Annotated in this window: 17 protein-coding genes and 2 tRNA genes; 3 read left to right on the plus strand and 16 right to left on the minus strand. The window is 52.4% G+C overall.

Translation table 11 applies throughout. The features are described 5' to 3' along the window. Window positions 1-57 precede the first annotated feature (57 nt). The 8 genes from recG to TPANIC_RS03445 all read right to left on the minus strand — a co-directional run bounded on the left by recG (window position 58) and on the right by TPANIC_RS03445 (window position 8,772). On the minus strand, window positions 58-2,118 hold the full coding sequence (gene recG / locus TPANIC_RS03410) for an ATP-dependent DNA helicase RecG (protein ID WP_010882132.1): 2,061 nt from the start codon (window positions 2,116-2,118) through the stop codon (window positions 58-60). Window positions 2,119-2,173: 55 nt separating this feature from the next. Next, window positions 2,174-3,187, minus strand: coding sequence for a S66 family peptidase (locus TPANIC_RS03415; protein WP_010882133.1), 1,014 nt, complete (start codon window positions 3,185-3,187; stop codon window positions 2,174-2,176). Beyond that, complete coding sequence (der, locus tag TPANIC_RS03420) at window positions 3,188-4,570, minus strand: ribosome biogenesis GTPase Der (RefSeq protein ID WP_010882134.1); 1,383 nt, start codon at window positions 4,568-4,570, stop codon at window positions 3,188-3,190. Between the two features lie 35 nt (window positions 4,571-4,605). Further along, window positions 4,606-5,157: a hypothetical protein gene (locus tag TPANIC_RS03425; protein WP_237249910.1), complete on the minus strand. Its 552-nt coding sequence runs from the start codon at window positions 5,155-5,157 to the stop codon at window positions 4,606-4,608. A 22-nt stretch (window positions 5,158-5,179) separates the two neighbouring features. Beyond that, entirely contained in the window at window positions 5,180-5,938 is a 759-nt protein-coding gene (locus TPANIC_RS03430; protein WP_010882136.1) for a segregation and condensation protein A, read from the minus strand. Between the two features lie 27 nt (window positions 5,939-5,965). Then, on the minus strand, window positions 5,966-7,189 hold the full coding sequence (gene recA, locus TPANIC_RS03435; protein WP_014342817.1) for a recombinase RecA: 1,224 nt from the start codon (window positions 7,187-7,189) through the stop codon (window positions 5,966-5,968). A gap of 68 nt (window positions 7,190-7,257) precedes the next feature. Then, window positions 7,258-7,331: transfer RNA gene (locus TPANIC_RS03440), tRNA-Ile, on the minus strand. 118 nt (window positions 7,332-7,449) lie between these two features. Next, the gene (locus TPANIC_RS03445) at window positions 7,450-8,772 is read right to left on the minus strand and encodes a hypothetical protein (RefSeq protein WP_010882138.1); all 1,323 of its coding nucleotides are present in this window, start codon (window positions 8,770-8,772) and stop codon (window positions 7,450-7,452) included. 159 nt (window positions 8,773-8,931) lie between these two features. On the opposite strand from TPANIC_RS03445, the gene TPANIC_RS03450 reads away from it, so the two are divergent. Together TPANIC_RS03450 and TPANIC_RS03455 are read left to right on the plus strand one after the other, a co-directional pair. Further along, a complete protein-coding gene (locus TPANIC_RS03450; protein WP_010882139.1) occupies window positions 8,932-9,609 on the plus strand; it encodes a 5-formyltetrahydrofolate cyclo-ligase in 678 nt (225 codons plus the stop codon). A gap of 87 nt (window positions 9,610-9,696) precedes the next feature. Further along, window positions 9,697-11,490: an ATP-grasp domain-containing protein gene (locus TPANIC_RS03455; protein WP_010882140.1), complete on the plus strand. Its 1,794-nt coding sequence runs from the start codon at window positions 9,697-9,699 to the stop codon at window positions 11,488-11,490. On the opposite strand, the gene TPANIC_RS03460 is transcribed toward TPANIC_RS03455, so the two are convergent. The 5 genes from TPANIC_RS03460 to TPANIC_RS03480 all read right to left on the minus strand — a co-directional run bounded on the left by TPANIC_RS03460 (window position 11,478) and on the right by TPANIC_RS03480 (window position 14,406). Next, entirely contained in the window at window positions 11,478-12,314 is an 837-nt protein-coding gene (locus TPANIC_RS03460; RefSeq protein ID WP_010882141.1) for a cysteine hydrolase family protein, read from the minus strand. The genes TPANIC_RS03455 and TPANIC_RS03460 overlap by 13 nt on opposite strands. Before the next feature lie 61 nt (window positions 12,315-12,375). Next, complete coding sequence (locus tag TPANIC_RS03465; protein ID WP_014505579.1) at window positions 12,376-13,011, minus strand: DUF2715 domain-containing protein; 636 nt, start codon at window positions 13,009-13,011, stop codon at window positions 12,376-12,378. A 3-nt stretch (window positions 13,012-13,014) separates the two neighbouring features. Continuing rightward, the gene (locus TPANIC_RS03470) at window positions 13,015-13,560 is read right to left on the minus strand and encodes a DUF2715 domain-containing protein (RefSeq protein ID WP_010882143.1); all 546 of its coding nucleotides are present in this window, start codon (window positions 13,558-13,560) and stop codon (window positions 13,015-13,017) included. Between the two features lie 112 nt (window positions 13,561-13,672). Further along, a complete protein-coding gene (locus TPANIC_RS03475) occupies window positions 13,673-14,065 on the minus strand; it encodes a hypothetical protein (protein ID WP_010882145.1) in 393 nt (130 codons plus the stop codon). A 137-nt stretch (window positions 14,066-14,202) separates the two neighbouring features. After that, a complete protein-coding gene (locus TPANIC_RS03480; RefSeq protein ID WP_010882146.1) occupies window positions 14,203-14,406 on the minus strand; it encodes a DNA-directed RNA polymerase subunit omega in 204 nt (67 codons plus the stop codon). Window positions 14,407-14,485: 79 nt separating this feature from the next. Here TPANIC_RS03480 and TPANIC_RS03485 point away from each other — a divergent pair. Next, window positions 14,486-14,559 (plus strand) — tRNA-Pro (locus TPANIC_RS03485). Between the two features lie 16 nt (window positions 14,560-14,575). Here TPANIC_RS03485 and TPANIC_RS03490 read toward each other — a convergent pair. The 3 genes from TPANIC_RS03490 to TPANIC_RS03500 form a co-directional block, all read right to left on the minus strand. Continuing rightward, window positions 14,576-15,808, minus strand: a complete 1,233-nt coding sequence (locus TPANIC_RS03490; RefSeq protein WP_014342546.1) for a M23 family metallopeptidase — start codon at window positions 15,806-15,808, stop codon at window positions 14,576-14,578. Continuing rightward, window positions 15,808-17,928 carry a single-stranded-DNA-specific exonuclease RecJ gene (gene recJ, locus TPANIC_RS03495; RefSeq protein ID WP_010882149.1) on the minus strand — a complete coding sequence of 707 codons (2,121 nt, stop codon included), beginning with the start codon at window positions 17,926-17,928 and terminating at the stop codon, window positions 15,808-15,810. Before recJ ends, TPANIC_RS03490 begins: the two co-directional genes overlap by 1 nt. Before the next feature lie 142 nt (window positions 17,929-18,070). Continuing rightward, window positions 18,071-20,725: a penicillin-binding protein 1A gene (locus TPANIC_RS03500; protein WP_010882150.1), complete on the minus strand. Its 2,655-nt coding sequence runs from the start codon at window positions 20,723-20,725 to the stop codon at window positions 18,071-18,073. Between the last annotated feature and the right edge of the window lie 243 nt (window positions 20,726-20,968).

Consider the following 20,968-nt stretch of genomic DNA (forward strand, 5'->3'; position numbering starts at 1 on the left):
TCCCTCTTTGGCTAACTCAGGGTGTGGGCTGACAAGAAGGCCTCCGCTGTCCGAGCTCTACCGTGCTTCAGATGAGCCCTTTTCTTTTCTCAGTAGTTCGAACGCCGCTTCGCGCGCAACTTGGAGGATAGGGTAATCTCTTACTGGATCCGCAACCCGAAATCCACTGTACCCAGATTGCTCAAAGTTCTTGGTATCTCCCACATCCCCTGGTCCTCGTAACTTCAGATCCTCTTCGGCGATAACAAATCCATCCGCAGTACTTCCCATAATTTTCAGCCTGCGTTTCGCACACTCAGTCATTTCGTCCCCATGCATTAAGAAACAATACGACTGCACATCACCCCGACCAACCCGACCACGCAGTTGATGTAGTGCAGAGAGGCCAAAACGCTCCGCGTGCTCTATAACGATACAATTCGCATTTGGTACATCCACTCCCACTTCAACAACGCTTGTAGCAACCAAGATATGGACGGTACCTTCGCTGAAATACTTCATGATACGCTGCTGCTCTTCCTCAGTCATTTTTGAGTGAATCATCGCAACAGCATATCGTGCAAAATAATTTTTTAGATACATATACATACATTGCACCGATTTTAAATCGGTTAATCCTATGTCATGAATACGTGGATAAATAAAATATGCCTGCCTACCTTTTTCTATTTCATTTCCCACAAACTCATACACCTTTTCTGCTTTCGTCTTTCTTGCAATATACGTAATCACTGGTTTTCTTCCACCAGGCATAGATTTAATTATTGAAATATCTAAATCACCAAATACAGAAAGTGCAAGCGTACGTGGAATTGGAGTTGCGCTCATCATAATAATGTGTGGAGTCTTTCCCTGAGGGTTCCCTTCCCTTCCTTTCTGAATCAAGGCCGAACGCTGTAACACTCCAAAACGATGCTGTTCGTCAATGATAACCAACCTCAGATCATGGTATCTTACGCTCTTTGAAAACAGCGCATGTGTTCCTACAACTAAATTGATTTCTCCTGCAACAAGAGCTTCGAGCAAGTACGCCCTTCCTTCACTTTTCACATTACCTGTCAGGAATGCAAGTCGAATCCCAATAGGAGCAAGTAATCGAGCTGCAGTGTCAGCATGCTGGCGTGCAAGTAATTCAGTTGGAGCAAGCAGTGCGACCTGTCCACCTTGTTCAATAATTTTTAAACAAGAAAAAAACGCCACTAACGTTTTTCCTGATCCAACGTCTCCCTGAATTAGCCGTGCCATCGGTTCTTCTCTTTCAAGATCCTGCGTAATTTCTGTAATTACTCTTTTCTGATCCACTGTCAACTCAAATGGCAAACACCGGTGAAGTTTCTTCTGTAACAAAGATAATTCAGAAACAACTGACGGAATAGCCGACTGCTGATCAGATTCTCCCTGTGTAAGAGGCAATCTCCCCCGCTTCTGTAAAGAGCGCATACCGATAGTCATTTGAAGAGAAAAAAATTCTTCAAATATCAAAGAATGTTTTCCCTTCGCAACATCATCCAGCGTTCTTGGGGTATGCATACTAAGCAATACGTCTCGTTTTGTGAGTAGATGATATTTCTCAAGAATAGGTTTGGGCAATTCAGAATCAACCGTGCCAATCCATTGATCCATTGCTGCACAAATGAGCATTCTTAATTTCATTTGTTTTAACCCTTTGGTTAAGGGATAGACAGGCAAAATCTTTTTTTCAATACAATCGATTTTTTCGATATCAAATGAACTACTTTCCAGCAACCCATCCTTTTCATAAAAACTTCCATACACGACTGCTTCACTTCCAACAGGAAACATAAAATGCAAAAAATTACGGCGAAAACATAACAATTCAGCGACGCATCCTTGGCCATCCTGTACCACAAGCTTGAGAGTCTTGCTCTTGCCAAATCCAAACCAGCAATGTGCAGTGACACTAACTCGTACTTGCAATCTATGCGCCAGCGTCCATTGGGAAAACATCTGTTCTTGCGTTCTATCTTCCCACAAACGAGGCCAGTACGAAAGGATATCTCCAATAGTGCTAATGTTTAGCCTTTCCAACTGCGCAAGAACAACTTTCCCTGTTCCCTTCAGTACAGAAACTGGCTCTTTTATTTCTCCAATGAGCATTTCAGGCAGTGTGCGAGCATACGTAATGGTAACGCAAGAACATCATTCACCGAAATTACTCTGGGAGTTGCTCAACTGAGGAATGCAACTGAACAGTAATACATTTTCTATCAACATTAACTCGAATCATTCCCCCAATAGGTAATATGCAATGGGGGGTCGTATGCCCGAAATCTACATTTGCAAATAGAGGAATAGCATCAAGAGCCTTTTTTCTCGAAATGATTTTTCGCAACATGTCCATATCAATACCTGAATCCTTTTGAAATCTGCCAATGAGAATGCCACGCACCGTACAAAAATCATCCCGTTGTGTAAGTGCTTCTAAGTGGCGATCAAAATCTGTAATTGACATACGAGACGTATCCTCTATAAACAAAATACTCTTTTTCAGAGACGGTTCATATTCCGTACCTGCTAAAAGATTAAATGTACTAATATTTCCTCCGACCCCCATCCCGACCATATCTCCTCTATGGATAATTTCATACCCAGGATTAGTAATAAACTGGCGATGTTCCTGATCCTTAAACCACATATCATCACTCCATGTTTCGGATGCTAAGATATCGCACCGACCATAAAAAAAAGTGTTCTTAAAGCATTCAATAGTAAACTCAATACCTTTTTCCATACCGAATGTCGAAAAATGTGGACCATAAAAAACTGGCATTCCTGTCTTCGCATGAATTGCATTTAATAGCGCAGTGACATCAGAAAAACCACACAACAACTTAGGATTCTTTTTCAAAAGAGCATAGTCTATGTGCTGCAATAGTTGATTAGAATTAAATCCTCCAATTGCAGTGAGAATTAACTTTACTTTTTTATCTGCAAAGGCAGCATGGAGATCCGCAACTCTTTTATCAACAGATGCAGAACCTAAAAAATCCTCGTCGTACACGTGATCTCCAAAAGCAACATTGAGACCCAAACATCGAAAGCGCTCCTGTGCACGCTCAATTACCGATGAATCAATCTTACGCATTGAGCACGAGGGCGCGATTACTCGAACTTCATCAGAAGAACGTAAAAGAAGTTTTTTCATATCCACTCCTTCATCTTGCATCTATCGCTTCCGACAGTTTTTCCGTATGGTTAGCTTCACAGGGATAGAGTCTAATCCTAGGTCTTCACGAATACGATTCTGTAAAAATCGAACGTAGTTTTCCGGTATACGATCTGGCCTATTTGCAAAAAGCAAAAATTCAATAGGTCTAACCGATACCTGCACCAGGTACTTTAACGAAACGTGTCCATACTTTCTTGGAGGAGGATACGACGTTACCCAATCTTTCAATGCAGTATTGAGAGCGGAAGTCTCCACTTTTGTATTTAGTTGTGCAAAGATCTTACATACACAATGTAATGCATCAGAAATACCGTGCCCCGTTTTAGCTGATACAGGTACCACGGGAACAAAATTCATTTTCCCAAAAGCAGTCCGTACATCACGCTTTTTCTTAGCTATTAGAGAGGTACTTCCTTCCAACAAATCCCACTTGTTCAAAAGGAAGATCACACCTAAATTTCTCTTTGAGATTTGCGAAACAATCTTCTTGTCTTGTTCAGAAAATCCATCTCGGGCATCGACGATGTACAATACAATGTCAACGGCATTCAGGATGCTAATTGCTCGTATTACCGAGTAGTACTCTATACTCTCATATACCTTCTGTCTTTTTCTGATACCCGCCGTATCTGCGATAATGAATTTGTACTGTTTGAACTCAACATGACCGGTTACCACGTCTCTGGTAGTACCTGCTCTATCACACACCAGAGAAACGGTACGGCGCATGAGATAATTCATCAAAGTGGATTTTCCTGTGTTCGGCTTACCCACTATTGCAAGACGAACAACATCATCTTTCGGCAGTTCCCGGCGCTCATCGACAGAAAACAGATTTTGGATAATCGCCCTTTCCAACGCGTCTATGTTCCTACCGTGCTCGGCGCTGACACAGATAAGGGTAGAAAAACCGTACCGTGCATAATTATAATGCACCTCCTCTCCTCCCTCCGTCTTATTAACCGCAGCGATGAGTTTGCCCCAGTAGGGCCTCAGATACTGGATAACCTCCTCGTCTTCTGCACTTTCACACGTTCCATCAAGCACAAGAAGGATTTTGTCCGCACACTGTATTGATTTATACGTTTGTTCTAACACGAGAGTATCGATATGTTGTCTCGATGCCTTTTTTTCAGAAAAAACGGTAAAACCGCTCGTGTCAACAAGTCTAAGAGGAAACCCTCGCAGAATCACGGTTTCTTCAATCGAATCTCTTGTAACCCCTGACGTATTGCTGGTGATAGAGCGCCGTCTACCGAGCAGGCGGTTGAATAATGTCGACTTACCTACATTCGGTCTTCCCACAATGACCACACGAGGAAGTACCTTATATGAAAAATGACGTCCCCCGTCGCACAGGATGACATCTTGACCTTTCATCCTCCGGCCATCTCCTTTACAGACTCAGACATCACTTACAAGACAGCAAGATGCGCGCGATCCTCTTTAAATAAAAATTGGAATAGTTTCCAATTCTCCTGCTCTTTCGCCACCGTGACTTCTATGATACGAGAATCCTCGTTTTCTACATTTAATTTAAAATGAACGGTAAGAAAGTTACCCTGCATAACATTCGGTTGAGCAAACACAACTGCGCAAATACGCGGCAGCTTACCCATTCGAAATGAAAAGTAATGGGGTAAAAACTTTCTCTCTCTCTGGCACAGGTGTGGATCTATTTTTTTTTTCATAAAAGAATCAGTCATCTTTTCACAAAAAATACGCAGAGCATGTGGGATGTTTGTATGATCGATAACCCCCATACCGGACACACGGGGAAACACCCGCCCTCCACGGTAAGCATAGACATCACAGTCTACTTCCATATGATCCTGCTTGAGAGCCTTATAACGCCACGATATATGTTCCTGTACTACTCTCTCGGGCATAACCCACGAGAAATGCGAGAAATACGCGGCGGCGGCACTCCGCACGGAATCGGAAAAGACAAAAGACATGCCGCACATGCACAGCGCCCCTACGAACACATTACGCATGACATACGTCCTGAACCTTGGGAGAAACCTCCCGCGCATATAGAGTAATCGGGCCAAAAAATTCAGGCTGTGAAATATGCACAAGATGCGTTTTTGCCGCCTCTAAAATTGCGACAAAGGCACACACAACATCTGCACGAGACGGCTGCTTAATAAGCTCAGTAAATACACACCGCCCCCGAACCCCAAGCAATTCCGAAAGCAATGTCAGCTTCTCATTTACCGAAACTTCTTCGTACAAATCCATAATCCACTGAGGCGTCTTTCTCACTAACCGAATAAAGAGCATCAGCAAATCACGAACGTCACCGTGTAGGAGAGGCACTTCTGCTGGAGACAAAAACAGATGCTGCGTCTTTTTTCGCTCAACGCACCACATGTCTTCACACTCATACAGCTCCATCAGCTTGCAAAGTTGCTTGTATTTTTGATATTCGATAAGGTGCTCCACCAGCGACTGCCGAGGATCCTCGATATCCTCACCATCTAGATCTAGTTCCATTGGGAGGAGCATGCAGCTTTTAATGTACAGAAGAACCGCAGCCATTGCGTAAAACTCCGTCAGACCACGGAGATCGGGCGAGACGGTTTGATCCACGTACTGCAGATACTGAGCAGTAATTTCGCAAATAGGAATATCGTAAATGCTCAGCTCGTTCTTTTTGATGAGAAACAGCAGGAGGTCCAAAGGACCCTCAAACTGAGAAAGTTTAAACTCTTGCACAGGGACGGGAGACTCATCCATCCACATCTATTTCCACGCGCTGGCGGCCACTGACTAAAGGAGTTTCGCCGTGGTCGATTCGTCCTGAAAATGGTCATTCGCTGCAGATCCCTCCTGCACCCGACTACTCGACGCGCCCGCACCCCTGCTTGCAGAACGCCGCAACGTTTTTGCGTCCGACTCCTCCGGAGACGCCTCAAGAGAGAGAGCAGGACGATGTTCCTGAAAGCTGGATATAAACGCCTGCTTAGGAAAAAGCTTCGTACGCACTGCCCGTTCGATCTCCAAGGTGATGTCCATATTCTGCTGCAGAAAGCCCACGGCATTGTCACGCCCCTGTCCGATCTTTTCTTCTCGGTACGCGTACCACGCCCCTTTTTTTTCGATAATTTCCTGCTTAACCGCTGCATCCAGCAAACACGAAAAGGCAGAAAAACCCTTCCCAAAGAGAATCTCCGTTTCTACCTTGCGGAAGGGGGGTGCCATCTTATTCTTTACTATCCGGATCCTTACCTTATTGCCCCACGCTTCCTCATCACCTCTTGAAAGCGTTTCCACCTTCCTAACCTCTATCCTCACGGAGGAATAAAACTTAAGTGCAATGCCGCCGGTAGTAGTCTCAGGATTCCCAAACATAATCCCTATTTTCATGCGGAGCTGATTAATAAAAATGAGCGTACACTTCGACTTATTGATGATAGAAGTAAGCTTACGCAACGCCTGACTCATAAGACGCGCGATCAGACCTACGTGGGCATCCCCCATATCCCCCTGTATTTCTGCCTGAGGCGTGAGCGCGGCAACAGAATCCACCACGATAATATCCACCGCACCTGAACGCACAAGACTTTCGGCAATCTCTAACGCTTGCTCCCCTGTATCTGGCTGCGATATCCACAGATCACCGACGGACACGCCAAGATCCTTCGCATACTGTGGGTCAAGCGCGTGCTCAGCATCGATAAAGGCTGCGATACCTCCACGCTTTTGCGCTTCTGCAACCGCGTGCAGCGCAAGGGTTGTTTTGCCAGACGACTCAGGACCAAATATTTCAATAATCCTACCGCGCGGATAACCGCCGATACCTAATGCCTCGTCAAGCAAAATATTTCCCGTGGGAATAACTTCAACACCTTGGACTGCGTCATCCTTCCCTAACTTCATGAGGGAACCTTGGCCAAACTGCTTTTCGATCTGGAGGCGCGCCGCCTCCAACGCCTTCATCTTTTCTTCAAAAGAAGAACTAACGGGAACATCCCCTTTAAGGGCTTTTGACACCACAAGCCTCCCATGAAAAACCCCGCGCAAGGCGCAAGAGACGCGCTACCACCTGCACACAAATAGTATGGGCCCAGCTGGACTTGAACCGGCGACCCGCGGATTATGAGTCCGCTGCTCTAACCAACTGAGCTATAGGCCCTTCCGGCGGGACTTGTAGCACGAAACAACACACGCGTCAATTCTTCAAAACGCTGTACAAACCCCGGGGAACACCCTCTCATCCTATCCCCATACCCCGATCTACGAAATAAACACAATTACAGGAAGCACTGGAGCACGTCCGAAAGCACCGTCTCGCCCATGCGCGTACGCGCACGAACATAACTTTGAGATTCAGTATCCCCGGTCTCCGTGCACTGTGCAGTAAAGTGATGCGTATACGCTCCCTTTGGGAAATCCCACACATGCAGCTGCGCGAACAGCACACACTTCCAGCGTGCATCAGAGTCGCGTTCAAGACGCCTTACCTGAGTCAAGCCAAACACAAGTCTACGGACATTCCCCCCAAACTTTTTACGCGCGCGCGCGATTACCGCGTGGTCCGGCACCTTACCTACCCCGTACAAACTATCAAGCCCGATGTTCACAAACCGACGCTTCAAAAGCCCCCCGAGCAAACGGGTGGCCGTCAGATTCTCGTGCGTCAGCGGCCGTCCTGTCTTCCCATAATCTAGAATACATATCGTTGTAGATACCTGCCTGCGCACGGGATGCTGTTTTGGATCAGACGAAGGCGCCGCAACGCGACACACCAAATTAGCAAGCGCAGGCTCCCCCGCTGCGCTGTTTTCTTCCCCCTCGGGGGACGGTATGGTAGACACGACAGGTTCGGGAGATGAGGGTCGTTCCTGCAACGCAGAATCCTGTGCACAAAGGGAAGGAGCATGTACCAAAGCGGCAGTGTCAAACGAAAGCGTCACCTCCTGCGAAAGCGCCGCTGACGGAAAGGGGAAAAAGAGCACTCCCTGCGTATCTGCGCACAGCGTCACCTGCATCACATCGCCATGTTCAGGACCAATTTGGTAGCATAGCGTAAAACGCCCACGCTGTAGTGGCCACACGCTGTCGCGATACTGCAACGTGGCACTAACCCCTACATGGGTCGGCGGTGCAACGCGCGGAGCAAGGCGTATACCTTGCAGCAGCGCACGGACATACGCGTGCAGCGCACGGCTACGCGCCGTGTCAGTCTCAGAAGAAGGGTCATATAACGCTTCAAGCTCATTGAAAGCAGCGTATGTGTCCCCCGTACAGAGCGCATCCGTGATGCGCATACCCTCTTCTGTGTCAAAAAACGCCTGCAATGCCGCGTGGTGCTCGGCAGGGATATGTCCAACAGTACCCTGCACCCACGCAGACCCCCGCCCAGGAGAAAAAGACGCCGGGGATTCAGACACACTCGCATCTGCCGCGCCCGCCTCATTCCCCATTGCCGCAGCATGAGAAACATGCTCAGAAGCATGGGCCACACCCGAAGAATTCAGGCCATCCGCATTCAGGGAAAAACTTGAGCGTGTCTGTGACGTACAGGCGCCAAAAAGCACACTCCACACCCACACCGTACAAAAAAAACGGTCCATGTATAATCTACACCTCTTTATTCTGCAGCGCACACCACAGCCGCGTGCTAAAGTACCGTCACGGGCCCTTCGTTACAGCCACCCTACGATATCCACCAAAGACACATCACGTCTTCTTTTCGTTAGGGACGTGCAGGACGACGCCGACACCACCCATACATGAACGCAAAGCAAAATGCCCGTCGCATCGCTTCCGCACGGCTGCGCGCCTTCCGCGCCTCCCCTACCGCTCCTGCCTATCCAGCACACTCCCTTTTCACTGCACAGACAGCGTACCAGCGTGCACGCACTGTGTTCTTCTATGCGCCCCTGCCCCTAGAAATAGACCCCTACGCCCTTGCATACACTGCAGAAAACGCAGGAAAGCACGTAGCTCTTCCTCGCGTATCGGGAAACGACTTGCACTTTCACGCAGTCACGTACGCGTGCACTACCCGCCCCTCTGTTTCCTGCTTCACCACCTTGTGCCCTAGGACCAGGGGAATTAGAGAACCCGATGCACACAGTCCACGCCTCTACCCCCCGCACCCTTCGCCCAATACTCCTGCACAAAGAACACTTGCCCTACCGCTTTTGATCGTAGTTCCCGCACTGGCATTCAGCACAAATGGCGCACGCCTCGGCCGCGGCGGAGGACACTACGATCGCTTCCTCGCCCGGATCGCCGCTACCATACCAGCAGGGAGCTACTACACGCTCGGCCTCTGCTTTGATTGCCAAATCATGGCTGTCATTCCTCAAGAAGCACACGACCAATCCGTACACGCGGTGCTCACCGAAACTCGTCTCATTTCCTGTGCCACGGCGCGTGCACCAGCGCCACCGTTCTCTTTATAGTGCCTTATTCCTCCATTCTAATCACACACGTGCATGCACCAAGAGGACAGCGCCGTGCTATCTTCCCAGAAAGGAGGATGAAAACACGTGAAAACCATTCTCATACTGGGTGCAGGAACCATGCAAGCCCCTGCACTTCGCGCAGCACGGGAGCTTGGGCTGTGGGTGTGCGCGGTAGATGGGAATCCGCATGCACCGTGCGCGGCACTTGCAGACGAGTTTACCCCAATCGATTTGGCCGATAGCGCCGCGCTCGTCGCTCACGCGCGCGCAATTCGCGCGCGCCGCGGCTTGGATGCTGTGTTCACCGCGGCAACAGACTTTTCCGTTTCCGTCGCTGCCGTCGCCGAGGCCTGTGCACTCCCCGGCCACCGATTGGAGGCAACCAAAAACGCTACGGATAAAACGCGCATGCGTGCCTGCTTCACACGCGCCCGACTGCGCTGCCCCCGCTTCACGTTCCTTGAGCCTGACTCGTTCGCCTGGGACACACCGCCTGGGCATGCCCGACTGTGTTCCCACCTGCATAGCGCTGGACTCTCGTTTCCTCTCGTCGTAAAACCGACAGACAACATGGGAGCCCGCGGCTGCACGCTCGCGCAATGCAAGGATACCCTCATAAATGCCTGCGCCGTGGCGCGCCAGTTCTCTCGCAGCGGCCGGGTGATTATCGAGGAATTTATTGTCGGAAGAGAGTTTTCCCTGGAAGGGCTCATATTCGACGGGACGTTGTACGTCACCGCACTTGCCGATCGCCACATCTGCTTTCCTCCCTCATTCGTAGAAATGGGACACACGCTCCCGGCAGCGCTCTGTACACAAGACGCACAAGCGCTCATCGACACCTTCCACAACGGTGTGCGGGCACTCGGGCTCACCCATGGCGCCGTGAAAGGAGATCTCTTCCTGAGTACCCCCTCCCCGACGAAAACTCCATCCACTGCCGCCACACCCAACCCTTCTGCCCCGTACACACCCGAAGCAGTATTGGGAGAAATTGCCGCACGCCTTTCAGGGGGCTTCATGTCTGGCTGGACGGTGCCGTACGCTCTGGGTTTCGACGTCACACGCGCTGCATTGCACGTGGCGCTTCACGGTCCTTCAGCTGCCGCCTCGGCTGCCACCGCGTCTGTCGCCCCCCCTCCTACTGCGCTCACCGTGCTGCGCACACAGCTCACCACTCTGTCTCCTCTTCCAGAAAAAAGCCCATACGCCAGCGCAGAACGCGCGTGGATTTCCATTCCTGGGGTAATACACCGAATCTGGGGCCTTGCAGACGCTCAACAGATCGCCTACGTCAAAAACGTGTTCGTACGTATGCAGGAAGGAGCCGCGGTGCGCTTTCCTCGTAATAATGTGGAAAAATGTGGCAACGTGCTGAGTCAGGCCCCCACCCGTGCACAGGCTATCGCCGCAGCAGAAACCGCGTGTCGCTGCATTGTACTCCGCCTTGTTCCTGCACACCCTGCAACAGACGCCTTTCTAGCAAGAAAACGCAGCGCAGAATCAGCGGCCAGCCCAGCGCTCCAGGACGCTGATTCTGAGTACGCAGCGTCTGCATCACACCCCTTTGGGCAAGAGAGTATACCGGACATCGTCTGCGATGCCTCAGGACGCTTCTTTACCTCTGAGGTTGCCTGTGCACCGCTCGTGCGCACAGGACTCTTCCTTATCCCCGAGCCACTGGTGCGCGCTGACGCACGAGACGTGCAGGGTCGCAGCATCCATGCGCTGTGTACCCTTGCACTTAAGGTAGAGCCTGCGCTCGAACCTGCGCTGTGCTTTGCGCGTTCCCAAAACCTCGCAGAGTTATGGCGCGCACTTATTCGCGGTGGCATTCAAGGATTACTATACGCGTTTGACTCCTTTCAACTGTCCTGATGTTCAGTGCCAGAAAAAATAAAACGCGTGCGCAAAAGCTCTGCGGCCTCAGTCATACGCAGCCACGTCAGTCCCTGTGCACAGAGAGTCTGCACGGACGCGGCCGTTTTTTGCTCAAAACCAGGCACCACGCTACTACCGTCCTTCAACAAACTCACGCGTGAGAGGACCCCTGCGCGCTGCATATCCTGCAGCGTACACACAACACAATGCGAGAGTGCTTCACCTGCTACGAAAATACGCTCATGTGCGCGGAGCATTTGGCAGCGCTTAACAAAAAGAGAATCCGCAGTCCCTTGAGACGCTGGATACTCCGAGGACAGCACACTAAATTGTTCCACACAGGGGTTTTCTCCTTTAAAGAAAAACTGAGGATGTCTTGTACGATGCGCGCGTTGCCAAAAGCGCACCGCCTCCACGATAAGCGGGTGCACCGCCTGTCCCCAACTGCCACGCACACAATGCTCGGGCCAAAGGTATAGAGGCCCCTTTCCGGTATATGCACGGAATGCCAAGTACCCCGCTACGGTCTGTACATAGCCGACACGCACAGGCACACACGCCCCAGAACGCAAACGTTCGAACGAAACTGTATCAAAAGGACCGAGAGCATCTCCTGTCAGGGAGCGCCAAAAACAGGGGTGCGCAACGTGCATCCGCGGGTGCCGATCGCAACTTACGTACAATGCATCCACATGCGCAGCGTGCACGCGCAAGAACTCAGCAACGCGCACACAGTCCTGATCCGCGCCGGGAACGAACAACGCACCGCGTGGATCGCAAAAATCATTTTGAAAATCAACCAAAAAAAAGGCTCTGCTCATAGGGAAGCGCGCGCAGGAACGCGCACGCGCGTGCGCGCATACCCCACCCCAGCAGCACAAGCTAGACCCGGAACACAGGCCCTATCTGCACCGTCAGCGGACACTCCAAACAATACTTTTGCAAAAACTGTTCCCATTTCAAATCAGTGGAGCCTGCGCCGTTCTTACACTGCTCGAGGTTCGCAGTAATCGGGATACCCACACCGCTTGCCACACCGACAGACAGTCCCACAACCCCCGTAAAAAAGAAATGAAAGTCAAGGTTCACAGGAACACCGACTATTTTGTCCTTGGTAGACATGATATCCACACCCGTAGAAGGCAGAAAGAACGCCCGCTCTCCCATACGGAGTACCCACCCCAATAGGAACTGCGCGCGGAACAGGAGCGTAGAAAGCCCCGCATCTAGCTGCGTGACGAAAGTAAACCCGTTCTCCGCAGAAACCCCCACCGAAAGCCCCAGCGTGGGGGTGAAGGCCAGTATATCGGTGCGTTTCGTACCTTGCGTTCCGCCCTCACCGTTCGCGCCCTTTCCCCACACAAAGACTCCCACCTGTCCAACTCGGGGAGAAACAAAAACCTGCGCGGCGTTCGCGTCAGTGCAAAGACCCCACAACACCGCCAAAAAGAGCGCACCCCCCCCCGCCACCGAACGGCGCAAGCGGCACATCACCTCACCCTCACACCAACCACTCATACACTACACTCGGAACGTCGGCCCTATCGTGAGCGAGAGCGGCAAGGTAAACTCCTTGAAATTAAAGTCACGAACACCAACGGCCGTGCTCGCAGCAACCGCAACTCCGGCAAAGGAAGTGAGATAGTACTGCACCTCTAAGTTCAACGGTACGCTGTACAGCAGCTTGCTATACCACGCAGACGATTTCCCCTCAGATGTCGCACACGAATCACCGCAGATATTCACCCCACTGGAAACGATGGCCCGCAGCCCTCCCACACGCACCGCGTAGCCAATTAACGCCTGTGCACGCACAAAGACATTGGTCAACGAACTTTCCGCCGAAGCTGAAATCGTTAGGCCGTTCACCAAAATTAGCCCCAGGTCAACCCTTCCAATCAGTCTATCAAAAGACACACCCTTACCCGACGACGTACCGTCCGAACCACCGTTACTCCCAAACTGATACACACTCGTGATCCCAATCTTAGGAGAAAGAAACAACTCAAGCGCGCCAAGCTGGGAAAAACACAGCACCCCCGCCGAACATGCCAGCAATCTTCTCATACCCACACAACCCCCACTCTCCAAAAGAGTCCATACCCAGCCTCAGAACTCCGGCCAGGCGGGGTCTCCCCCCTATCCTCAAAAAAGTCAAGTACTTCTGCCTGCACGTGCCCTACGCGCGCAAGTCAAAAAGCTCAGGCCCCTGTACTTCTACTGAGGTGTAAGGAAGAGACTCTCCCCGCCGTTTGGTCTCGTCCACTTGCTTCTGAGAAAAAAGCTCTGCGGCGCGGAGCAGTGTCTCCTGCCGCTTCTGCACCGCCATGTCTGCCGCTTCTGCCGCTACCCGACGCTGCACTATCAGCCGCTCGACCAACGCGTCCAAAATCTGCAGCTCAGACACCGACACCCCTGCCTGCCCCTGCTCCGCAGGAGTCGCATCAACATGTTCGAAATGAGCGTATATCACCTGATTCGAGGGTACAGGGAGCGAGATATTGCCCCCTGAGGTTACCTGTAAAAGTCCGTCGTAACACAAATTCTGTAAAGGCGCCGCGGCCATCACCATAGCATCCCCACCTCCGCCCCCTCTATCGGCAGAAGGGAGAGCGTGACTTAGAACCGGCCCTTTATTGAAAAACAACTTCTAGAAAACAAACTCCTAATCTGCCCCCGCAGGAGCGGACTGTTAATGTCCAAACCGCGCTACCCTAACTCCTGCGGCTCTATCCGGTAGTCCACCGTTCCTGAAAACACCTGCTGCGCTGCAGCGGACACCACCTTTCCCCCAAGTTCATCCAAAACAGGGTCGCAAACCGCTGCGAGTTGAAAAGCTCGACGCGTTGCTGCACACGTAATCTCATAAATATTGCCCTGAAACTCAATCAACTGCTGCATTGGGAAAATCATGGGTCATCGTAACACCTATCGCGCCGCGCAACAAGCACTGCTTGACGTACACGATCCCCCCTGTGTAGAATGCGCACCGCGGGCAATGGCGCAGTAGGTTAGCGTACAAGTCTGGGGGACTTGGGGTCCCCGGTTCGAGTCCGGGTTGCCCGAGGAACAGCTGGCCAGCTCACCCCGGTAGGCCGTTTGTGTCTTTGGGAAGCGGCGTGCCCGGCTGCGTCTCGCCTGTAGGTTGTAGCTTCCGTAGTGCGTTCTTAGGCAGGTGTGTAAGGAATGGCGGGGCTAGTAGGCACTCAGGGTCTATCGGCGTGCTATTTATCCGTGCTTCCCAGTGTACGTGAGGCCCGGTGGAGAACCCGGTGGTTCCGCTGCGTGCAATGAGCGTGCCCGTTGACACGTACGTATCTTTTTTCACCAGCAGCTCGTTCAGATGGTAGTACGCTGTGTACAGCCCCGGGGCGTGCTCCAGTACCACGCTCCAACCCGTGGTTGTCCGTTGCTCTGCGAGTACCACCCTCCCTGTACCTGCTGCATACACCGCCGTTCCCACCGGAACTCCAAAGTCCTTCCCCCAGTGGTACTGCGCAGAGCGCGTCCCGTCGGTGTACACAAAGACGCGCGCCTGCCCAAACACCGACGTACACCGTCGAGATTCCACCGGTTGTCGAAACGGCCCTAAAAAGGCCCGAGTCTGAGGGGAGGTCACGGTCCAGAGCGCCTTCAGGCGCTCACGCTGCACCTTTTTGCGCTCACTCTTGTCCTGCGCAATGGCGGTATTCTTGCGATCTAAGCGTAATTCCTCACGGGGAAATTCCTTTTTCTCAATGCGCAGCGGCGCACGCCGCACATATGGCTTCCCTCCCGGCACACGCACCTGCGCTTCAAGCATCCAATCCCCCGGTTCCCAGAAAATCGATATCCCCAGCAAGGCAACGTGCGTCACATCCTGAGAACCTGCACGCGAGACGCCAGCGGTTGCCGCGTCCGTCCCTAACTGAGCAATACCCTTTGGGGGAAGCGCAAAAGCGCGCACCGTCTTTGCTTCTTTACCCGCAGGGGTACGCAGCACCAGATGTACCTCAGTATGCGCCTTGTCCTTTTCTTGCAATGCCACTAAAGAAAAAGTGGCCATCGCACACGCACCTTGGGATACCTGACGCGGGAACTGCATAGCGATACGCTCGAAATGTGCAGGAACCACCTGACGCTCCGGCGGCGGCACCGCAGCCGAATGAAGCAGGAAGGACACCGCGCTGACAAAGACACCAGAGAACAAGAGTACTTCGCACAGACCACGCACCCAACGAACACTTCTTTTCACCGACGGTGACTGCACGCCCTGCGTCTGCACTGCCCTTTTAGCGTTCACCCCCGGTGCGCGTCCTACTCTCTCTGCACCCATCACTCACTCCTCCACAAATCTTGAATGACCAGCTGCGGTGTGCACGTTCCCTGAAACGTGTTACGCGTCACTTGAAAAACCGCGTCAACTACATCCCCCACTGCAAACTCCTGTGCCAACTTTTCCCCTGCTCCCCAGTAAATTGCGGGCCATTTATGCACCTGTGCATCCAAGGTCAATTTTACGTGCACACGTTCTGTACGCCCAAAAAGCGATGCAGAAAAAATTTTCAATCTCTTCGCCAAAAAGCACAACGGGGGATTGCCTTCTCCGTACGGCTCAAAGCGATCGACAAGGGTCAAAAGCCCCCGCGTCATCTGCGTAGCATCCAGTTCTGCATCAAATTCTCCACACTCTTGCGCGCTTTCATCAGCAAACTCAATGGTTGCCGCATACAGTTCCATACGGTGCAATAGCTGGGGAATTCGCTCAGAGGGAATTGAAAAACCCGCCGCAAATGCATGCCCCCCATAGTCAGAGAACAAGTCTGCAAGGGGATCTAAGAGCGAAAATAGGTGATATCCCCGCGCCGAACGCAACGATCCTACCGCGTGCCCGTCTGCCATTATACAAATGATCACACAAGGCACGCGCAGCGCCTCGCTCAAACAGTTTGCAAGAATCCCCGTAACGCCCCGATGAATCTTATCGCTACAAACCACTGCCAGGCGGTTGCTGTACGTCTCAAGACTTGCACGCGCAAGAGGCTCAACAAGTGCACGAGCACTCCTTCCTAACTTTTTTCGCTGTTCGTTCAATTGCACCATTTTTCGTGCCTGCAGCGCGCGCTGCGAAGCTTCGCGCATTAAAAACAGTTCCACTGCACGGTGCGGACACCCTAACCGCCCCGTTGCATTGATAAGCGGCACAATACTCCACCCTACCTCTACGGTTCCTAACTTCTTCCCCATGAGACGCTGTATCGCAAACAACTCACGCAAACCCACACGTGGCGCCTCATTCATCGCCTGCAGACCGTAGCGGACCATAATACGGTTCTCCCCCGCCAACACCATAAGATCAGAAAGCGTAGAAATTGCCACAAGCTGCAATTCATCCGCCGCGCCCCGGTAGAGCTGGGTATCTTTCTGCACAAAAGTTATAAAAAGATTGATAAAGCTTTCGATTTCCTCCATCGGTTTTGAGCGCGCACGCCCAATGCGAGAAAAGTCCTTCATCCTTAAAAGGCTTGCGCGTTCACATTGGGGAAAAAACGCGGCCATACGCGGCCGCACATCGGTAAAACGCCAGGGAAACTCTCCACCAAACACTTTGGCCAACTGCGTGCGCACCACCTGCTCATCCCATACGAAAACTTCCTGACCCTCCAGGAAGGCACCAAGACGCGTATGAGATGGCAGGAGCATACGTGGGACCACCGTTTCCGAAAGACGGTCCACCACCTCCATATTACACATTTTTACAGCCTCAATCGTATACGCCCCAGTCACCGGACGAACGTGTAGAAGCACCACAGGCCGCTGATACCAGCCGCTGGTACTGAAACGGAGCGCCGTTACCACCTTCCACGCAGTTGCACAGCCTGAGAGAAACTCGTGCGGATACCCTGCACCTGGCACTTTTGCATTAATGATAATTGCATCAGGGAGTGTCTCAGGGGCCGCATGGTGATCAATAACCAGTACGTCAATACCTCTGTGACGCGCATACGCAATTTCTGCGCGATTAGAAATACCGCAGTCAACGGTCACAATGAGAGTACCCCCTGCGGCCGCATGCTCATCTACTGCATTGCACGAGAGCCCATAGGGCTCATCGGCAACCGGCACGCGCCAGCACACCGTCAAGCCAAATGCACAGAGAGCCTCAAAAAGAAGGGTGGTGGCGCTAATACCGTCTGCATCACGATCACCAAAGATGAGCACCTTTTCTTTCCGCTCATGCGCAAGACGCAAACGGTCAACTGCAGCGCTCATCGCATGGAAACGGAACGGTCCTGGCAGATAGCGTAGATCACGCTCAAAATGAAAAAGGAGTGCGTCAGCATCCACTACCTTGCGACGCACAAGGATGGCCGCCTCAAGCGCCGAGCAGCTATACCGCGCGGTAAGCTCGCGGACACGCCCTTCGTCAAGTGCCTTTGCACGCCACCGTTTCATGCGTAGCCCTTCCTCCGAGAGAGTACCACCCGACGCAAGAGGACCCGCCAGAACGGCCACACGCACCACACACGCGCCCCGCGTGCCGCGACGCTTTCCGTCGGCGAAGCCATCTTCCTCTAAAGAGACTGCCCAATCTTTCTTACGGACCGGTATCCAGACTCTGCACACCACGAGCAGGATCGTCCTGCACGTCTTCTGACTCCTCCTCTGGAGCGTCACGCGACGGGTCGGATGCAGACGGCACAGGCACATGCGGCGCATCAAAAAGCGGCGCTTCCTGCGGATGCACCGGCGCAAAAGGATTGCTCGGGACAAGCACCTCCCCCTGCACGCCCGGTGAACCCAGTGGCGGATCTTCAAAGACGCGCGGGTCTATATGCAGCCCTTCTTCGCTCACTGCCGGCCAGAACCCAGTGCTGTATCCACTTTCCTTCAACCGTTCTTTAGCCAGTTCCTCAAGCATCTTCCCACTTTCATGGTACGAACAAAAGCGCTCAGGCACCGTGCCAGGCAAAAATGACAGAGAAACAAGCTCATCCCCACAGTACGGGGTAGGCAGCAATCCTGATTTTGCACACACCGCCTGGTACATCAACCCTGTTTCAGGACGAACAAATGCCCGGTGCGGCTTATCCTGATGAATAGCCCGCATAAAACGCGCCCACGGAGGACCTGCAAGCGTCGCGCCCGTGCTATGCAATCCGAGCGATCGGTCTCCTTTGTCAAAGCCAAACCACAACACTGCAGTGTAATAAGGAGAGTATCCAACCGCCCACGCATCAGACCAGTTTTGCGTAGTCCCCGTCTTCCCCGCAACCGGCATAACAAACGATCGCCCCGTTGCAGGGTCTTGGTATGTAAATGCGCGCCCCCGCTCAGAGGCCACCGCCAACGTCCCCATCGTTACCGTTTTCTCTAGCATATTCGTCATGAGCGCCGCGTTCTCCGCAGAGATCAGTTGCGTTGCCGCACCCTGCGCGCGCAGGCGGGCCCGCACTTCCCGTTCTGGATCCAAAATCACCCGCCCTAAACGATCCTCCACTGAACGCACTGCAATCGGTTCTACCGCTTTGCCCCCATTTCCAAACGCTGCAAATGCACGCGCAAGCTGAATCGGCCGGAGGGCAACTACGCCCAACGCAAGCGGATAGACGCGTGGGAAGGTGCGCTCAATCTCCTGCCGATCGGTTATATGCAGGAGCGTCGCCGCACGCTGGATTACCGCGTCGAAACCGACCATATCCAGTACACGAATAGCAGGAATATTGAGCGACTGCGCAAGCGCCTTCCATGCAAGCACTACCCCCTGCCATTTTCCCCCATAGTTGTTGGGAATATACGAAACACCATTGCGGCTGAACACCTGCGGTGCATCGTGCAACTGCGTTGCCATCGTGAGCTTTTTGCTATCCAACGCCGCAGAATACACCAGAGGCTTAAATACACTGCCTGGCTGCAACAATCCTTGCGTTGCACGAATCACTTGGTTAGAAGCACCGAATCTGCTGCCCCCTACGAGAGCTGTAATGTATCCGGTATCGTTCTCAAGCGCGATGAGCGCACCTTCCACCCGCTTACGTGCAATTTCGTCGCGCACCAGAGAGGCGCCTTTGTCAGACAACGTTTTAAGATTGTCGAGGCCGAACATCAGCGCCATAACATTCACCAGGGGACTGAGCGTACTGCGGTAATACGCGCCGCTTTTTGCCTTCATGCGCCGGTCACCGACGTGCAACTGCGGAACGTTGAACACCAACCCCAATAGCTCGCTGATATTGCTGTACAGTTCTCTGCGCGCAACGTGTGTGAGAGAAGATTTTTGCACGTGTGCATTGGCCTGCTCCAGCGTTTGCTCAACTTGCTGCTCTGCAACCAACTGATGACGCAAATCGCACGTGGTATGCACGGTATACCCGTCCTGGTACAAATTCATCGTGCCGTACATCATGCGGTCCAGCTGCCTCCGCACATACTCGGAAAACCAACGCGCCTTATCCGCACGGGCATAGAACGCAGAACTTGTGGTGCGAGTGTAATCGAAATGCGCCCAGTAGTGCTCGTAGGACTCATCCCGTTCTTGTTCACTGAGATAGCCAAGGCGCGTCATTTCATGGAGTACGTAACGCTGACGGTCTTGAGCGCGGTTAGGATATTCAAAGGGATTGTAGTGTGCCGGGTTAGAAAGCAAAATAACCAAGAGCGCCGCCTCTGCTGCGCTCATCTGACGTACCGAATGGCCAAAGTAGAAGCGGGCAGCCGCTCCTACGCCGTAGGTGCCGCCACCGAAGTAGACGCGGTTCAAATACAACTCCATAATTTCGTTCTTGGAATAACGCCGCTCCATATGGAGTGCCCACCACAACTCTTTGATCTTACGCCTGAGACTGCGGTCGCTGCGGTCTGAATAGAGAAGACCTGCTATCTGCTGGGTCAGCGTACTCCCGCCCCCTAAGGCGCGACCGGTGAGGGTGCCGACAAGGGCACGGAAAATAGCCTTGATGCTGTAGCCGTGGTGGGTATAGAAGGAGCGGTCTTCGCGGGTGAGTAGAGCGTGCACAAGGTGTGAAGACAAGTCAGCAAAGGAAACGATTTCGCGCTTTTCGTCTGAGGAAAACTCAGTGATCAAATCACCCCGAATGTCCAGGATTCTGGTGGGAAGCGCCGGATTAAAGCGGGTGAACCGTTCGCTCTGCTTAATGTTTTCAATGGAGGCAAGCAAGAACCCAAAGAGCGCAGCTCCCCCCACCAACAGACCGCACAGCAACACCAGATACAGGTAACAAACGCGACGCATGGGCCAAGAGCGGAACACAAAAAGGCGAAAACTTCAAGGCAAGAGGCAGAAGACCGTCAACGGCGCACACCGCACGATGCACTCAGGCAGACACACAAAAAGGCCGGCTTTCTCAAACCGGCCCCACTACGTACCGACCGCGCGATAGGTGGGAGGGGAACCACGCAGCCGGCGCCCCCAGTATCGGTTCTACCTGCAAAACCTTGAGCCTGGTGCGAACCCCACGCCCAACGGTAGTGCCAC

The sequence above is a fragment of the Treponema pallidum subsp. pallidum str. Nichols genome, from assembly GCF_000410535.2.
Classification (GTDB): domain Bacteria; phylum Spirochaetota; class Spirochaetia; order Treponematales; family Treponemataceae; genus Treponema; species Treponema pallidum.

Coding starts and splice junctions, on each gene's coding strand:
- TPANIC_RS03500 (WP_010882150.1), bottom strand. CDS start 20,725: ATGCGTCGCGTTTGTTACCTGTATCTGGTGTTGCTGTGCGGTCTGTTG.
- TPANIC_RS03490 (WP_014342546.1), bottom strand. CDS start 15,808: ATGGGTGCAGAGAGAGTAGGACGCGCACCGGGGGTGAACGCTAAAAGG.
- TPANIC_RS03465 (WP_014505579.1), bottom strand. CDS start 13,011: ATGAGTGGTTGGTGTGAGGGTGAGGTGATGTGCCGCTTGCGCCGTTCG.
- der (WP_010882134.1), bottom strand. CDS start 4,570: ATGAAAGGTCAAGATGTCATCCTGTGCGACGGGGGACGTCATTTTTCA.
- TPANIC_RS03460 (WP_010882141.1), bottom strand. CDS start 12,314: ATGAGCAGAGCCTTTTTTTTGGTTGATTTTCAAAATGATTTTTGCGAT.
- TPANIC_RS03425 (WP_237249910.1), bottom strand. CDS start 5,157: ATGTGCGGCATGTCTTTTGTCTTTTCCGATTCCGTGCGGAGTGCCGCC.
- TPANIC_RS03445 (WP_010882138.1), bottom strand. CDS start 8,772: ATGGACCGTTTTTTTTGTACGGTGTGGGTGTGGAGTGTGCTTTTTGGC.
- recJ (WP_010882149.1), bottom strand. CDS start 17,928: ATGAAACGGTGGCGTGCAAAGGCACTTGACGAAGGGCGTGTCCGCGAG.
- TPANIC_RS03475 (WP_010882145.1), bottom strand. CDS start 14,065: ATGGTGATGGCCGCGGCGCCTTTACAGAATTTGTGTTACGACGGACTT.
- TPANIC_RS03430 (WP_010882136.1), bottom strand. CDS start 5,938: ATGTGGATGGATGAGTCTCCCGTCCCTGTGCAAGAGTTTAAACTTTCT.
- TPANIC_RS03470 (WP_010882143.1), bottom strand. CDS start 13,560: ATGAGAAGATTGCTGGCATGTTCGGCGGGGGTGCTGTGTTTTTCCCAG.
- TPANIC_RS03415 (WP_010882133.1), bottom strand. CDS start 3,187: ATGCAAGATGAAGGAGTGGATATGAAAAAACTTCTTTTACGTTCTTCT.
- recG (WP_010882132.1), bottom strand. CDS start 2,118: ATGCTCATTGGAGAAATAAAAGAGCCAGTTTCTGTACTGAAGGGAACA.
- TPANIC_RS03450 (WP_010882139.1), top strand. CDS start 8,932: ATGAACGCAAAGCAAAATGCCCGTCGCATCGCTTCCGCACGGCTGCGC.
- TPANIC_RS03480 (WP_010882146.1), bottom strand. CDS start 14,406: ATGATTTTCCCAATGCAGCAGTTGATTGAGTTTCAGGGCAATATTTAT.